Genomic DNA, 17,660 nt, shown 5'->3' on the forward strand with positions numbered 1-17,660 from the left:
AAGACATCCGGAATCTCTACCCTCAGAACTACAAGAAATTAAAGCAAGCTTAGATCAAGTTTATCCGAGGGGACCCGATAAATAAAATTATGCTAAGTTAGAGGATGTGGTTGGTGGGCCGGATACGGGTGAATGACCTAAAAAAGAAAATAAGTAATTTAGAGAAGGCTATTAAAATGTCTCCCACACCTATCCCTCAACAGGTCTTTCCCGATGGGCACGAAGTAACAAAACCATTATTTTTAAGCAAAAAAAGTTCTGTATGAAAAAAGTTAGAGGAAAAGAATTGGATCTTCTTCTTATAGAGGAATTAAATAAAATGATAGAATCCGGTTATAATATTGCTCCTATCTCCAGATCAACCGTTCAAAGGAGGCTAGGACTAACCAGTAGAGGAACTTTAGCGCTTCCAGAAAGATCGCTACTAATTGAAAATGCTAAAAATTTGCAAATGAAAAATGCCGGTCTAAGCTTAGACGGTAAAAAGAAGCGAAATGGCCTTAAGGAACAAAATGATAATCTAAAACGAAAAATTGAGATTTTAGAAAAAGAGAGGGATGCTTTAATAGAAAAAATGGCGATGATTATAAATGGTGCCCAGGCAAGAGGGTATGATGTGGAAGAGATTATGATGCCTCTTATTAATTAGAATAATATTTATTTTCAAAAAAAAATTCATTCTAGCTCGCTCTGTAAATTAAACTTCTATGTTAAAATTTAGGTACGCAAAACTCTATATATTGTGTATGCAGTAATAATAATTCATTTACTGAGCAATAATAGAAGCTACAGCTCCACTATAATTAAACAATTTATTAAATTTTACGCGAGAATTAAATCTAAGATCTTTTAAATCATTATCTCTATAAAAATATATGGTTTCACCATTTATATCTTGCTTTACAAAACCGAAATAGTTTTCTAGTTTAACAATTGTACCTTCGTAAACTTTTGGAAGACCGCTAATTGTAACTATGCCCTGTGGCTTCTTCTTGAATCTAGAATCTAGTGGTACATCTTTTAAATATTCAAAATAATCTGCATTTTCTTCTTCTTCTAGTAAATATAAAGTTCTAGCATACCAAAACTGAGCTTCATATCTTTTGTCCTTTTTTACAAAAGATTTTCTTAAATAGTGCTTCAGATCTATATAGTTATCTGCGTCCTTCTGCATTAATAATTTGGCATATTTAAAATTTAAATCTTTACTATTAATATTGATATTAATTGAATCTTGCAAAATTGTTAAAGCATCATCTATATTTCCGTTATCAATATAATAGTTCGATAATCTTATTGCCAAATATGGACTTCGTTTGTTCGCTTCAAAAGCAGATTTTAAAGAAGATAAGGCTTGAGGAGAATTATCTAAAAGTTTATTAAAACTAGCTTCCGCATCAAATAGAAAACTTTCATTCGGATAATTTTGCATTGCTTTTGATAAAGTTTTTTCAAACTCTTGAATCTTTTTCTCTATCAAATCAATATTTTCTTCTTCAAGGAAGTTTTCTAATTCTAGAGTATATATTTTTAGTAATGTATGATAAGCGTGTACAATATTTCTATTTTTTTTATTACCAATAATATTTTTACAAATATCTTTAGATGAATTTAATAAAGTTTTTACAACCAAAGGCTGAGTGGTATTAATTGCTTTTCTTAATAAAAATTCAGCCTTAGAATGAGAAATAGAAGTGTTTTTAGGTTCTATTTCGTGAGCTCTATTTAATAGTGTATTGGCTTTTTCTAAATCTCCCTTTTTATGGCTCATTTCAAATATTGATTCTTGCTGCATTAGAGCGGCTTGCTCTCCTATATTTTCATAAGCAACATTATAAAGTTCCCTAATCTTTTCAGGGTCTTTAAATGTTTCCATTAACTTTTTAGCATTTGTTAAAGCAATAAAAACTTGTCTATCGCTGTCATAATCTATATCTAGTTTTGAAATAATAGAAATGTATTTTTCGAATCGAGATTCTTGATCAACCAATACTTGTTCAAAAACCAATTCAGCTATATGTTGATGCCTTGTTGTAAATACATAATCATTTATCACATAATTTCTTTGATTATAAACTACAGATTCTAGTGGCTTAAAAAGTTTATCTTTAAAATAGGAAAAATTAATTTGGTGTAACCTAGAAATAATTCCTGCTCTTGCATAAGCTCCTATCCTATGGAAAACACATATAGATAGATATAAGTTTTGAGCTTCTTCACCAGGTATAGATTTAAATTCATTCATTACTATATCTGCAAATGGTTTGCCAGCTGTAGCTTCATATAAAGCTACTAACAGTTCTCTCCCAGACCTTTCGGAAAGTGCGGTTCTTTGCTCTTCAATACTTTTTCCTGTTAAGTAACCTAATGATTTATGTTTTTGCAATAAACTGATTAAATCATCTATCTCTTTATCATTTAGATATTTCAAAGTATAATCCTGGATTAAAAAAGTATTCAATCTGTCTCCGCCTACGTTCCATACATTTGTTCTTTCAGAGCAAATAATTGTAATCAGGATATTATCCTTTTTTGCTTTATTCAATAAATATTCAATATCTTCCGATCTATCTACAACTCCATCTACGAATAAATAAATACGCTCTTTAACTAATTGATATAATTCAGCAAACCGATTGTATTCTAAAGGAACATCCGATTTATAGTACAGGCATAACTTCTCAAAAGTTATAGCAGCATCCCAAGCAATCCTATGCATTAAAACAGTTTTTCCAGAGCCGGCATTGCCTTTAACCAAAAATAGTTCTTGTTTAATTAGTCTCTCTTCTTCTTCTACTAAAAAGACATCGGACAAAATAGAATCGGTTACTTTTCTAGTTACATCATAATTTTTTAGGATTGGATCCCAGCCATTAAAATAACCTTTATAAAATACTTTTGGTTCTGTATCTTTTTCCGCAAGGTTCGAATGCAAAAATGTCACATCTCTATTTAGAAACTCAATTAATCCTTCGGTTGGCTCACTTACGTTTGCTTGAAATTTTGCCATGATTGGATGGGTAAACTCTTCCCTAACAATACTACTTAAAATTCGTTCATTTTCTGTAATACTATTATCAAGCTGCTCCATGAAATCCTTGAATGAAAGCTTAATAGAAGATATTTTTTTCCCATCCCAATATCTAGCTTCCTCATCGGTGATATATGGTCCGATCATGTAAGACCTAGGTCTGGCATCACCTTTTTTATTCAGTCCTTTTAATGTATATCTAATATCCAAATCAGCAAAACTAAAACCAACGTATAAAATTGGATATTCAAATGAACTTTCCTTTAAACGATCAAATAGACGACTTCTGTTCTCTCGATGGTCAACATATTGATCTGGTGTTAAGATAAGAGGTAAGTTTTCGTCAGAAATATCTGTAATTGACCCGTGTAATTTGTTATACATTACTGAATTAGGAACGCTCATTTTATCTTGTATTCTTTCTCCATTTTTAATAAATGTGGCAAGAACTTGTTGTCTATTCCTTATCTTATCATATGAGTCTTCAATCAATAAATCATAATTAGTTGTATAGATTGAATGCCATTTATATAAAGGAATTCTTAAATGATGATCACCTGGTTTAAACTTTTTAAATATTTCAGAAACAAACTTTTGAACTGTAAATAGATCTGTTTCACTAATTGCTAATTCCGAAACATATTGTAAATCGTTATCTACATAATTTGGGCCTAAAAATTTTTCACTTATTAAATTTGCTAACTGCTTGCCAGTTGGTGGTTTTTCGCCTTTAGGATGTTTAGAATCAAAAGCGGCTCCAGCTCCTAAAAACAATATTACTTTCCCTTCTTTAATCTTATCTAATAGAGGCTTTGGTATTTTTGCTTCCTGCATGTTATGTTTTTATTGTCAAATTCAAATTTAACATATTATTGTAATTTTAAATTATGGAAAACCTCAATCCGGATTGAAATCCATCATTACGCGACTGATATTCGCAAGATTATCAGAAATATAATATTTAATGAGCAATTGTATTTTAATTCCTAAAGGAACAAAATCCTCATAGCGAATCTTTTCGCCCGTGACTAATTCCTTGATATATTTTTTAGGTTAACATTGAAATCATCAAATGAAAACTTCATTTGATTAGAACTGTTGAGAAACTTGTTCATAACAGTCAGAATAGATGTTTTTCCTGTGTTATTTTTTCCAACAACTAAAGACAATTCATCTTCAAAATCCATTGAAAAATCTTTCAATAATCGATAATTCTTAACTGATATTTTCTCTATTTTCATCGATAATCATTTTAATACAATCTTTACTCACAAATTCTTTTTTATTTTTCACACATCCAGGTAAACCTGGAGATTCCACTTCATCTCCTCTTTCTATTTTCTTCGCTACGTCGAAATTGAGCTCCAATAATTGGGTTAGTATATCTTTTCGTTTTCCAAAGCCGTAAGCACCCAAAACTGCTTCATCCAATTTTTGGTGAGCATTTTTCAACGGATTGGCTCCTGGTTCTTCCAAAATTTGGTAAATCTTACGTAATGTATAATTGTATTTGTTCATCACTTCATTTCTCTTATCCCTTAATTCCTTTGCGGCATTAGCTATCTTCTTGACCTCTGTCAGTTTTGGGTTTTGGGGAAAGGGAAAGGTATCCCATATTGTGTTTGGTGTATAACTTGGATCGCCTTTCAAAGTAGCTCCTTTTTCGTGATACCAAGCAACATGAATAGAAGATTGAATTATTCCAAAGGTATAGTCGTCTTCATATGCAAAGACCATAACTGAGTCGTTAGGATTAATATCTGATGAAACAAATTCAAAAATGGGTCTTGCGGATACTCTTGAACATGCAACAAATCTGCTAATTTTTAAAAGTTCATCTTTCATATCTTTTCTTCCATAGGAAAGTTGCCACCAACTTTTAAGAAAATTAATATGATGTTTGTTTATTTTAGCTTTAGGATTTTTTTCTTTTAACTCTTTATTTATTACCTCTTGCTCATTTGCCCTTTTTTCTCTGTCAGGAAGTACAGCCGCTTTAATCCTATTAAAAGGACCAGAATAAGTTGATGCTTCCAGTATGTCGACTCCCGTAAAATCAATCACATAACGCTTGGGTTGACTTCTTTTCGAAGAAACAAGCTCTCTACCAATAAGAATTGGTTTTAAAACATTATTATTTTCAATAGATTCCTGTAAAATCGTTTTGGCTTCTGCTACTGATAATAAAAAACCAGCATGTCCATGTGTTTGACCCTGGAAAACTCTTTTAGGCTTTCTATTAGTTTCCAAAATCTTTGCTGCTGACACATCAAAATTTAGAGAAAGACTACTGTTAATTATAGGAACTTCATATTCAATCTGTTCTCCGTTTTTATCTTCAACAAAGAGTTTTTTCTTACCGTCAAATTTTCCTTTAGTCCAATTTACTATAGAAATAAATACTACTGCATCACCAGACCATGGTTGTGAAGAAACGGCATTAAAAATAATTCCGTTATTTTTAGTGATATAGTCCAAACCACCTTCTCTACTATAATTTTGTCTTATTGTATTTGTTCCAATTAATCCAGCAAATCCTCCTTCTTCTAATAATTTGTGAGCCTTATAGAACCAATACACACAATAATCTGCACGTCCAGGTACTTCGGGATATGCACTATGAATTTTATTTACATATTCCCCTCCATATTCTTCCTGCATATTTTTATTAGATTGATAAGGTGGATTACCTATAATAACATTTGCTTTTATCCAATCTGTAAATAGAGCGTCTGCAAAGAATATATTATCATTCATATTATCCAATGGCAAAGTCTCCTCCATTTGGAAACCAATTCCAATTTGCATAGTGTCTACCCATTCGCGTGTTTCTTTGATTGCAATTTCCTTTGCGAGCATTAGAGTTACTTTTGCTAATTCTACTGCGAAATTATTATAATCTATACCGTGAAACTGTTTAATACTCACAATAGATTGAGTTCCAATTTCAGAAGCACTTTTTGGAAATTCTATATGTATTTTGTTGAGCAATTCCATTTCAATTCGCTTCAATTCACGAAAAGCGACGTAGAGAAAGTTTCCACTACCACAAGCAGGATCAAGTACTGTAAACATTGACAACTGCTTACGTAGTTGCTTCATATCCTTTAATGTTTTTGCCTTTTCAATCTTTTCACGCCATGGTTGAATAATTGTTGGATGAACAATTTTTAGAATATCAAGTTCGGTTGTAAAGTGTGCGCCAAAGGCATGTCGGGCTTTTTCACCCATACTACTCTGAAAAATAGTTCCGAATATGGCCGGGTTAACCTTATTCCATTTCTGCGAGGCGGCATTATGTAACATAAAAAGCTCATCACTAGTTAGCTCTATTGCTTCAGGTTCAGTAAATAATCCTCCATTGAAATATTGAACCTCTTTAAATCGTCCACCCCTAGCCTTTTCTTTGCTATTCATTTGTTGAAACAATGAATGAATCAAATCATAGGAATTACCTTGACCATTTTTACAATCTAGCAAAATTTGAGTGAAAATATCTTTTGGTAAAAGCTGGTAATCTTCCGCAAACATGGTGAAAATGGATTGGAGGATAAATTTTTGAGCACGGTCTCTGTCCTCACCTCTTTCTAGTAAAGAATTGAATAATTTAGCGACTAGATCCGCAGTTTCTCTAGTAACTTCCTCAAGATTATTCTCAAAAATTGGTGTTGCTGCCTTTGGTAACATAAAATTAAAGGCAGTATAACGGTCTGGAAGCTCTTCCAGGTTTATACGATCAAGCGGTTCGTCCTGTATAGCAAAATCATAAATAATAAACTCATTGAAGTTACAGAGGATGGAATATTTTGGCTGATTTGGTCTTAGTTTCCACCAATAATCAAAAATCTGTGTTCGGTGACTTGGAAGCTGTGCACCTTTTTTCTTCATTTCAATCAATACCCTGTCACCCCAGAGCAGATCTGCAAAATTAGTTTTCTTTTTTGATTTCACCCTAAATTCAAGAGTAGCACCAGCCTCTTTGTAACCATCGTGTCCAAATGCTTGAAAAAATCTATCACAAAAAACTTGTGCTTCTCCCTTTTCATCACCATCTAAGGATTTAGAGTATTCAATAAACGATTTTAATTTATTTATCATGCAATTTATTATCTATTCTATAAAATGTTGTTTTACTCACTCCTGCCCTTTTACACGCCTCTTCTATCGGTAAATTCTGGTTATCATATAAATGCTTTGCATATTGATATTTTTCAATTGTATTCTTTTTAAAACCTTTCGGCCGACCTAGAAGCTTTTTGCGTTTTCTGGCGTTGTTCAATCCCACTTTCGTACGCTCGCTAATAAGATTTCTTTCAAATTCTGCTACAGCAGCAAAAATTTGTAGAAGAAATTTACCATTTGCAGATGTAGTATCAAATTCAGGTTCGCTAATACTTTTAAAATGAACACCTCTTTCATTAAAGGTATCTATGAGGTCTATCATATTCTTCAAAGATCTGAATATTCGATCATTCTTATAAGTTACAACTGTATCCCCTTTTCGTAAGAATTCAAGCATTTCTAATAAACCCTTTCTATCTTCCCTAACACCACTACCTACGTCCGAGTAAATTTTATCACATCCCTCCTTCTCCAATAAATCTATCTGAGATTCTAAATTTTGATCTTGAGTAGAAACTCTTGCGTAACCAACCAGCATATCTTGTTCCGAAAAAGGTTATTTTATAAAACTATTAAATAAAACGGAAAATAGTACTAATATCAGATAGTTTTCGACCAATGACTAACATACCCGAAAAACGACCGTTTAAAAGAACTGGAAAATTAAGTTTTTTAGTAACCGTATTAAAGATTATGAAAGGTGAGAAAAGCTGATGTGATTAAATTTTATAATTTTTCGAAAAATTCGGAAAGATTGAGATCAAAGTAGTCGCAAAGTGCAGCAAGAGTACTAACAGTAATATTTACTTTACCGGTTTCAATCCTAGATATATGAATACCAGTATCATTATAAACATCTTCTTGGGTAAGTTCCTTCTTTTCTCTATGCCGTTTTAACTGGATAGAAATTTGTTGTAGTAATTTTTCATTTTTTAAACGACTTCCCATAAGATTATGAAAAGTCCAAAGAATTCATCATTTTTGTAATGACTTAAATGTCATTATTTATGCAGGTATGAACTATCAAATTATCATAGGAAGTTCTACACCAGAAGAACTGCTGGTCCCAATATCTCAGTATTGGTCATACAAAAATGGCTGTTTTTCACCCTTACCTTCGGAATTTTCAGATAAATGGAATTCAAATAAAATTGATATTACAGATATACTAAAAAACTCCCATTGCGTTTTGCACTTAATGCCCTGTGTGTTATGCCAAATGACGATTAAAAAGGAAGTCAATAGTAGGAATGAATTTCGAGAGGCAGTATTAACCTCTAAACTTGTTTGTGAAAATTGTAATGATTTTTCACCTTATTTAGAAAGAGGACTTCCCCTACCCGATTCTCCAGAAAGCAGTATTAATAAACTGAATATTGAGGAGTTAAGAGTTCTTAGCGGAATAGTTAAGCTAAAAACCAAATTTAAAATTTATCGCCATATATTCAATAATAACCTAAATGATTATGATACCTGGGCTATTATAAATAATCTACAGAAAATGAAATTAATTTCGATTGAGAGGGATGCATCCTGGAAGATAAAAGCGTTCAATTATGATCCATCAATTGTTAGTTTTCTTGAATAATTCTACAAAATTGTGTAATTATCAGATACGATATTTTTACACAAAAAACTCGTTCATATATACATTATGATAAATCTTAACTGATTTTGTCTTTAAAATACGACCTGTTTTTTAATCCTCAACAATTTTCTTTACTGAAAAAATGTTTCTATTAGTGGTTTCAAATTGTAATCTTGTCATCTACCGATAGGTTTACGAAGTATAATTACTACTGACATAATTCTTAAATTGTCTAGTGTTTTTATTATTAAAAATAATATTAAAAGCACAAGGGATTCAGATACTAAAAGAAACTAATAATAACTCAATACGTTAACTTGCAAAAAATTAATAAGTATTCAACCATGCTCAGGAACTTGGAACGTGGTGAGGGATTCTTTCGGAAACTTGAACTAGATGCTTTGGTAAAAAATTGTTATTCAACATAATAGAATTTTTATACAAACCAATAAAAGTTTTAAGAAGAATAACCATAAGACAACAAGATTAAAAAGAAGCTATATAGCAATCCATACTGTTGAATATCATGGAAATTAAAAAAAGAAAAATACAAGACGCAGACATATCCAGTGCAGGTGACGATTTTCATATCCTCTGGACAATAAAGAAATCTCTAGAACTATTAAACTTTGATGATTTTGGAATAAAGGCAATAAATATTGAAAGTGTTGAATTGTCCGAATCAGAGCAGTTGGATCCAACAGGAAAAAATTTGCTAGGGGTAGATTTAAGTGAATATTATGGCGCGGATAATTATAATGAGGCAGAAAAGGTTGTTATTTCACAACTAAAATACAGTACTCTTAGAAGAAATAAGAATTACACAATTGGCGAATTATATATAGGTAAAAAAAGTAAATCTACCGAAGGGTCTTTAATACATAGATTAGCTAATATATTTAAGCTTTATTTGGACGAATTCGGTAGAGAGTCCGTTTTGAATAAAGTACGTATAAAGTTAGTTACTAATAGGAGTTTTAACCCGAATCATCTCAAGTCTATTAATAATATAAAAACTTATCTTCTTAAAAAGAAAGGGAAAATAAGCTTTAATGTTGTGCTTAAAGATAATCCGCAAAATAGTACCTCACTAGAAAAGTTATTTTTAGCTTCAAGACTAAAAGTGACAGAGTTTACCGATTTTATTCGATTACTTGATCTTGAAGATTGTGGGACAGATTCGAGACTTAATTTAAAATTTCAACTATACGAAGCTATTTCTAGAACAACATACACATCGAAAATTCAGTACAATCAATTACGAGAGTTGGTTTCTGATAAAATGATGCCTGAAGCTAGAAGTAGAAGAAAAATAACAGTAACTGATATTATTGCAAGTCTAGGCTTTAACGACGGCAGTATAGAAAATTTATTTCCTGTTTCTCAAAATTTAGAGGATAATAAGAATAGTATTATAAGAGAACAATTAGAATCAATAATATCTAAAATAGCAGTAAATACAGATTTTATTCCCATATGTCTTCACGGCGGTGCTGGTATTGGAAAATCAACTATAGTTCAACAAATACAGAAATATTTACCAGATAGTAACGAATGTTTGATCTTTGATTGTTATGGTTCAGGTTCATATCAAAACGCTGAGGATAGAAGACATTTACATAAAAATGCGCTTTTACATATTTCCAATGAAATTGCAAAAAAGGTAGGCACAGACTTTTTAATAATAAATATCCCCCAGCAAAGTGATGTTTATATAAAAGAATTTAGAAAAAGAATTGTAAGTGCTATAGAAATTCTAAAGCAAAGAGATGTTAATGCTACTCTTACCATAATTATAGATGCAGCTGATAATAGTATAACAGCAGCTACTAATAATGGAGATAAAAGTTTTGTTCAAGATATTTTAGATATGAACATTCCAGTCGGATGTAATCTAATAGTGACCACTAGAACACATCGAAAAGAATCACTCAATTTACCCGAAGATTACATTGACATTGAATTAGAGCCATTCAGTCTAGCAGAAACAACTCAGTTTATTAAAAAATATTTTCCGAATATTTTAGAAAAAGAGATTAAAGATTTCCATAAGTATACTCACGGTATTCCAAGAGCTCAGTTTTATTCAATTGATTTAAAGAAAAATGGAATAAAAGAGGTTATAAATTTTTTAAAACCAAATGGAAAAACTGTTGAGTCGTTAATTCTTGATAAAATAAAAGAAGCCAAAAGAAAAGTATCTAAGGAAGAAAAAATCATAATAGATGATTTTTTTAAACTTCTTATTGCATTACCCAGACCTGTTCCTATAAATTACTTATCAGAAATCCTAAATGTCAGTCAAAGTTTCTTGTTCGATATTTCTTCGGAAGTCTGGAATGGTTTGATATATGAAAATAATAGTTTTGAATTTCGTGATGAAGATTTTGAAAATTATATTAGAGATAATTATTTATTAAGACAAGAGAAGTTAAAAGAAGTAACTGAATTTTTTTTTAATAATGCAGAGAATGATAGTTATGCTTCAGTTAATTTAGGAAGCTTACTTTTTCAATCGAAACAAAATCAATTATTAAAAGATATAGTATTAGAAAGAAAGTTTTTGTTACTCCCAGAGGATCCGATAAAAAACAGAGAAACTTATATAAGTAGAACGAGATTAGCAATGAAGGTTGCTAACAGTGGGGATGATAATTTAACTTATTTTAAACTAATATTTATAGCTGCTGAAGAAGCTAAAAAGGAGAAAGCACTAACAGAATTATTAATTAATTATCCTGATTTAGTAGCTGTGTTTGGAGACGATACTTCACTTAATAAACTAAAGCTTAATTCAGACGAAAAATCATGGGCAGGCTCATTTCATATGAAATTAGCAGGTGTGTATTCAAGAGAATCAAAATGGCATAAGACAGCATTAAAGCATTTAAAAACAGCTAAAGAGTGGCTTAACTGGAGAAGAGACTCAGTTAAAAAAGAGGATTTACATAAATATCCTATTTCAAGTAAGGATATAGCTTTTTTTACAGAAGCTGTTTTAAGATTAGTTGGTGCTGATGAAGCCTTAAGATCTATTAATAGTTGGAGGCCTAAAGATGTCCGTTTATCTGGAGGAAATTATTTAATTGAAAACTTATTTTTATTTAGTCATAAAACAGAAATTGATAAACTGTTCCAAATAGAGTTATTAAGAATTGATGCCAAGATATTTGTAGTCACTAAAGCCTTCAAGCATAAAGTACCTCAGGATTTCGAACTAAATATAATCGCTAGTGAAATTGAAAAAATATTATGCAAAAAAATAATTAAGTTCAATATTGCGTTTAGGCTAATAATAGTGGATTTCTGTGAGATATTGATATTTAATGATATTGATAAAATATTGGTGAAAAGTATTCTTAACCATATTAAATATGAATCACCAAAATATGTTCCTAGCTTTTATCGTACGCATGGTAACGATGATGAAGCAAACAAATTAAATTTATATTTAAAGGCTAAATCTTTAAAAGCTTTTCTTGATAATGAATTAATATCAGTCGAAAATATACTTCCAGATAAATTTCTTGAAATTGATAAAATTAAAGATCGAGAGAAACAAAACTCATTAGAAAGTGAGAAAAAAAAGTTCTCTAGTTTCTATAATCATATTCTACCCATATTTCAATTAAACATAGATTTTATATCTAAAAAAATAACGATTGACGAAGCAACTAAAAAGTTTACTGATATTTGTGAACCTTTTTCTAAAGATTACAGCTTTAGATACGAAAATGGTCATAGTTATAAAGAGAAACTAAATTATTTTGCTAGTCTATTAGCAAATTTCGTTGTAAAAATCAACAGAGATGATTTAATAGAAGTACTGATAAAATCATTTGATATTAACGCCGCCAAAATAGCAATGAGATTTTGGATTCTGGAAGAAACAATACACGTAAAAGACTTTCTAAATAGAAATCTCAAAATACTTAATGAAATAGAAGAACTGATTAAAACCGATTCAAATCCTTCATCACAAATAATTGAAAGTTATATAAAATGCGCATTAATAAGCAGAAAAATAGACTTTAATTCTGGCAAACATTACTTTAATGAAGCTATAAATGCAACGGAGGAAATCGATTTTGAAGCATTTTCTAAAATCAGTTGTTTATCAGACTTAGCAAAGGTAGGTTTTGAAAAAAATGATCCCAAACTTGCTCATCAATATTCCAGGTTTACAGAGTACAGCGATTTCATGTTGGACGGTTATGATAAAAAGCATTTTCCATATAAAGATGCTTTGCTTGGAATTGCAGATATACACTTTAATTCAATGTTTACTACAGCGTCTAGATGGCACCATAGAGATGTAATTAATATATCTAAACACATCGTGGCAATTTTAAAAGTTTCCTTAGAAAAAGGGAATATAGACCATAATGTGGCAGCTTCATTAATCCCGATGTATCAATATAAATACTATACTGATGAATTGATGAAACTCTATGATTTGATTTTGAGTAAATATGATGAATCAAGAGATTTATTGGGTAAAACTAAATTTATTGAACTAGTTTATAGAAATTGTTTGCTGCATAAAGATAAAGACACATTGAACCATGTTTACAATGCTATTAAGTCAGGAGCATTTGTGGAATTACAGATAATTCAAAAAATAGAATCATACTTAAACTTTAGGAAAACGGTAGAAAAAGAAAAAGAAGGCAAGTATACAAATGATTTCAATAAGGAGAAATTTAGTCATGAAATAGACCTTAATAGTGTTAATCTTAATTCTACAAGAGATTTAGAGAAAGCTATTAGTACTATAATTGAAAATAATGATAGTTATTCTAATAGATGGAAAATAGATAATTTTCTGTCAGAGATAAAAAATAATTGTTTGCCTAAGGATTATGTAAATCAATTGGATGCTATTGTGGACATAGATTCTGAGCTCTTAAGTTTTTATTCATTCGAAGATGCAATAAGAGAACGACTAGAGGAATGGAGTTATTATCCTTCTCTAAAGCAATGGAAAAAAGAGAGATTTAGATATGTTGTTTTAACATGGTTTGAAAACTTTGATTACGGTAATTCTCTTAGTATAGGCAAATTACTAGAGTTTGCTAAAATGTTTGATTTTGATGAAATTCAATTAGGAGAAGTTATTCTCAGCGTTTTACCAGAAAAAATTGAAATTTTAACTGATGAATCTATATACAGCGTGTTTTTCTTGATTAAACATAGATTAACAAAAAAAGATAACACCGAAATTTTTAAATGGGTTTTACCTAAATGGAATAAAAACATAAAAGTTGATTTTAGAGATGGTTTATGGAATGAAAAGTTACTACCACCTTCCCATACTGATGAAGCTATTGCTAATATATTAAGACTGTATTTGGGATTACCCGATAAAGAATTAAGATGGGAAGCAATTCATTGCATAAGGAGACTAGTAAATCTCGACAATAAAAACATTCTAAAGAACCTTATTGAACTTCAGAATAAAACGAACTGTATTCCATTTCAAAATGAAGAATTTATTTTTTATTGGATTTCGGCTAAATTATACCTTTGGATTGCAATAGATCGACTAAGCGCTGAAATTCCTGAAAAGCTAATTGATTTAAAGGAGGAATTTTTCAAAGAACTTCAAAATAATAAGTTGCCTCATGTATTAATCAATTTTTTTATAAAACGGACATGTCAAAATTTATTGAAGTATGATGAGAATGTGTATAATGAGGAGGAATGCGAAATAATTCAAGATATCCTAGTCAGTAAACTTGATAAAGTTAAAGAAGATTCATATTCAAGAGAACAGAGAAAGTACAATCCAAATCCGGATAAAAATTGGAGATTCGATTTTGATAGTATGGATGTACTACCTTATTGGTATAGTAATCTCGGAGATATTTTTAATTTATCTCAATATGACATTGCGGACATTGCTGATAAATATATCGTTGAAAAATGGGGATACACAGGAGACATAAATAAAGATGATTACACTCGAAATTATGATTGGGGCTTAAGAGATAAAAGGCATGGAACTAACCCACAAGTTGAAAGTTTAGACACTTATTTTGAATATCATGCCATGTATTGTGCTGCAAATGAGTTGTTGGAAAACGAACCACAATTAGTAAATTATTATGACGATGAAGATGATTGGGATTCTTGGCTTAAATCGAAGGCAATAACATGGGATGGTTTTTGGATTTCAGATTTACGAGATCCTTTGCCTCTATTGGATAAATTTTGGAAAAATGAATACAGAGAATTTAACAAAGGTTGGAGAGATACAATAAATGAGGAAAAATTTGATCGTGAAATAGGTTTTTCAGAATTTTATAATGATAGATTTATAATACCTCATGGTGGATTTACTCGCTATATAGGGGATAACAGTGAATCGGTCTATATTCGTTCAGCTTTGGTCTCACTTAAAGGTTCAGAAGCTCTTTTGAGAGCTTTTCAAAGCGCAGAAGACCAGCATGAGTATGGATTCCCTATTGAAAATGATAGAGAGCGTTTTGAAATTAATAATGATGGTCTAATCTATAAAAGCTGGTTAAAAGAAAATAGAACAGATTATGATGGTTTAGATGTACATGATTCTCTAGGAAAAAATGGAAGTAAAAGTATAATCACATTAGGTGCTGATTTACAAAAGTCTTTCCAAATAAAATTCAGTAAAAATTTAAAGATAGGTAAGCAAAATCACAAGGAAATATCGTTATTCGAACTTTGGGATGAAACAAATGACAGCAGATATAGAAATATTAAAAATATTGAAAGTTCCGGCGAAATACTTAAAGTTGATATAAATTTCATATTAGAAATGTTGAAAAATGAAAAGATGAATATGATCTTAAAGTGCCAAATAACCAAACAACTAAAGGATAGTGAATACAGAGTTGATAACAGAAAGCAGCCTTGGGAGCATACAAAAATTTATTTATTAAAAGCGGATGGAACAGTCAAAACACTCAGAGGAAGAAATTTTAAGATTAGGTAAAAAAATAATAAAAGAATTAGAACTAGTCTATACCGTAAATACATTAGCTCGATGGCTGGGTCACTATTTGGCTGAATTAATGGATAATATAGATAATTGCGATTCAGAAGTAGAAAAAAGCGAGCTTCAGAAGGAGTGTTGCAGTGTAATATTAGAAATATGGGAAAAAAGAGAAAGAATACCAATTGAGAAACCTACTGAAAAGTTAAAGCCAATAATTGATGTTATATCGTTACTCAAAAAAAACGAACACCCTTTTATTAGTCATAGATTTTTAAGTAATAATAATTTAAGAAATAAAAATTCAAATTGGTTTAGCTTTTTGGAGATTGTAAAAAATAATTCCGAAAGAATATATCGCAAATCATTAATCTCCATGATAAGTGAAGAACTTTTGGAAAAGGATAAAAAATGGATTGAGGAACATGGCGTTTTTTTATCTGACGACGAAAAAAGCGTAGTAGAATATCTAGATTCAATAAAAGAAATTGAAATTTCATTTGGAGAAAAAAAAGATAAGGACTCTTCAGAAAATGAAAAATTAAAAAAATTATTTAATGAAATTGAAAGTCTAATAGATGAGCAGAAATCATTTTTAATGAGCCTGAAAAAAGAATTTTTGAAATCGTAATTTTTTTAACTAAATATGAACATTCGATATGAACACTTTTTTTTCGTTTTTACTTAGTATACAATATTAATAGTGCTTTAAAGATCATATGAACATATTACATTGGATACTTGTAAAATAGAATATTTTAGAATCGGAAGAATGCATTATCATTTTGAGTTTATTCATTTTCTTTTAGCTCACCTATTTCTCCCTGATAAGATATAAAAGAACGCTGGCTGCTATTTACCCGAGTACTTACATCTCCTTCAGGATAAATATTTATAATAAAGTCAAGACTCTCTGTATTCTGGTCAGTAGAAAATTTTAAGACCTGCGAATTATTCTTACCGCTACTAATTTCAAAATCCTGTAGCGGACCCTCGTAAACAATGCCTCCTTCGCTATTATAACCACCGCCTGAAAATCTTTCACCAAAAAACGGCAGGAACAAATTCACAGAATCCTTCTTAAATCGAATAAAATTAGGATTTCCTATTAGGTTAATTCGTCCGCCAGACATTGGGTTTAACCAATCGTGTTGAATTTCAAATTCCTTGCTTTCAATTAATGCTTTTGTTTCAGCTATTCTCGCAGTATCGGCACTACTACCGCAACTTTGCATTAAAAATAGCGCTATAACAGTATATAGGTATTTGAGTTGTAGTTTCATTGGTGTTTTGTAAGATTCTTAGCTTAAGATACAATGTTTAGCTTGTGTTTAATCTTAAAAGACCTTTAAATTCCCGAAACGAAATAAAATTATGAAGATTTGCCCGGTAATTGTAATGGAATAATCCTTTCAACTAAAAAATAAGTTTGATTGCTTAAAAATATTCTTAAAGCTTTCCTAAGAATCACTTAATTGATTTGGGTAATAATAGAATTATGGGTTTCTTGTCAGTACTAAAATAAACTTATTTATGGAAGCAATATATCAGTTCGTAAAACTCGATAAAAGTGAACAACTACAAGATTTCGCTCAAAAAAAATTAGATAAACTGGAAACAAAATATGACTGGATCGTAAAGGCTCAGGTATATTTCAAGAAGGAAGAAGCTCAGGATCCAAAGGGTTATATCTGCAATATTAAACTGAGTGCTCCCGGTCCTCAAATTTTTGCTGAATCTAATGAGAATTCTTTTGAATCGGCGACTGCAGAGACCGTTAGAGATCTAGAACGCCAGTTATCTAAAAGAAAAGGCCAAATGAAAACTCATTCTAATTAAGAATAATTTTTCAGTTTAAATCATAAAAACCCTGATGTCAATAACATCGGGGTTTTTTGTTTAGAGAATCCCGAAGTAAATTCGGGGATAAAGTCTAAAACAATCCC

General features: G+C 30.6%; 11 protein-coding genes. 5 read left to right on the top strand and 6 right to left on the bottom strand.

Features of this window, described 5'->3' with window-relative positions; translation table 11 throughout:
- The first annotated feature begins 262 nt into the window (after positions 1 to 262).
- Positions 263 to 649, top strand: a complete 387-nt coding sequence (locus LB465_RS13140) for a hypothetical protein (RefSeq protein WP_224470328.1) — start codon at positions 263 to 265, stop codon at positions 647 to 649.
- 117 nt (positions 650 to 766) lie between these two features.
- On the opposite strand, the gene LB465_RS13145 is transcribed toward LB465_RS13140, so the two are convergent.
- The 5 genes from LB465_RS13145 to LB465_RS13165 all read right to left on the bottom strand — a co-directional run bounded on the left by LB465_RS13145 (position 767) and on the right by LB465_RS13165 (position 8,101).
- Positions 767 to 3,865, bottom strand: a complete 3,099-nt coding sequence (locus LB465_RS13145; protein WP_224470329.1) for a P-loop NTPase — start codon at positions 3,863 to 3,865, stop codon at positions 767 to 769.
- 194 nt (positions 3,866 to 4,059) lie between these two features.
- Positions 4,060 to 4,272, bottom strand: a complete 213-nt coding sequence (locus LB465_RS13150; RefSeq protein ID WP_224470330.1) for an AAA family ATPase — start codon at positions 4,270 to 4,272, stop codon at positions 4,060 to 4,062.
- Entirely contained in the window at positions 4,247 to 7,129 is a 2,883-nt protein-coding gene (locus tag LB465_RS13155) for a DNA methyltransferase (protein ID WP_224470331.1), read from the bottom strand. Before LB465_RS13155 ends, LB465_RS13150 begins: the two co-directional genes overlap by 26 nt.
- Entirely contained in the window at positions 7,119 to 7,691 is a 573-nt protein-coding gene (locus LB465_RS13160) for a recombinase family protein (RefSeq protein ID WP_224470332.1), read from the bottom strand. Before LB465_RS13160 ends, LB465_RS13155 begins: the two co-directional genes overlap by 11 nt.
- A 188-nt stretch (positions 7,692 to 7,879) precedes the next feature.
- Entirely contained in the window at positions 7,880 to 8,101 is a 222-nt protein-coding gene (locus LB465_RS13165; protein ID WP_224470333.1) for a helix-turn-helix domain-containing protein, read from the bottom strand.
- 67 nt (positions 8,102 to 8,168) lie between these two features.
- On the opposite strand from LB465_RS13165, the gene LB465_RS13170 reads away from it, so the two are divergent.
- From LB465_RS13170 to LB465_RS13180, 3 genes are all read left to right on the top strand, one after another.
- Complete coding sequence (locus LB465_RS13170) at positions 8,169 to 8,741, top strand: hypothetical protein (RefSeq protein WP_224470334.1); 573 nt, start codon at positions 8,169 to 8,171, stop codon at positions 8,739 to 8,741.
- 526 nt (positions 8,742 to 9,267) lie between these two features.
- Positions 9,268 to 15,714, top strand: coding sequence for an NACHT domain-containing protein (locus LB465_RS13175; RefSeq protein ID WP_224470335.1), 6,447 nt, complete (start codon positions 9,268 to 9,270; stop codon positions 15,712 to 15,714).
- On the top strand, positions 15,668 to 16,345 hold the full coding sequence (locus LB465_RS13180; protein ID WP_224470336.1) for a hypothetical protein: 678 nt from the start codon (positions 15,668 to 15,670) through the stop codon (positions 16,343 to 16,345). The genes LB465_RS13175 and LB465_RS13180 overlap by 47 nt, the downstream gene beginning before the upstream one ends.
- A gap of 160 nt (positions 16,346 to 16,505) precedes the next feature.
- Here the strand turns inward: LB465_RS13180 and LB465_RS13185 are convergent, their stop codons facing one another.
- Positions 16,506 to 16,997, bottom strand: a complete 492-nt coding sequence (locus LB465_RS13185; protein ID WP_224470337.1) for a DUF4251 domain-containing protein — start codon at positions 16,995 to 16,997, stop codon at positions 16,506 to 16,508.
- Between the two features lie 250 nt (positions 16,998 to 17,247).
- On the opposite strand from LB465_RS13185, the gene hpf reads away from it, so the two are divergent.
- The gene (hpf, locus tag LB465_RS13190; RefSeq protein WP_224470338.1) at positions 17,248 to 17,553 is read left to right on the top strand and encodes a ribosome hibernation-promoting factor, HPF/YfiA family; all 306 of its coding nucleotides are present in this window, start codon (positions 17,248 to 17,250) and stop codon (positions 17,551 to 17,553) included.
- The last annotated feature ends 107 nt before the right edge of the window (positions 17,554 to 17,660 follow it).

The organism is Salegentibacter lacus (assembly GCF_020164555.1).
In the GTDB taxonomy this organism is placed as follows: domain Bacteria; phylum Bacteroidota; class Bacteroidia; order Flavobacteriales; family Flavobacteriaceae; genus Salegentibacter; species Salegentibacter lacus.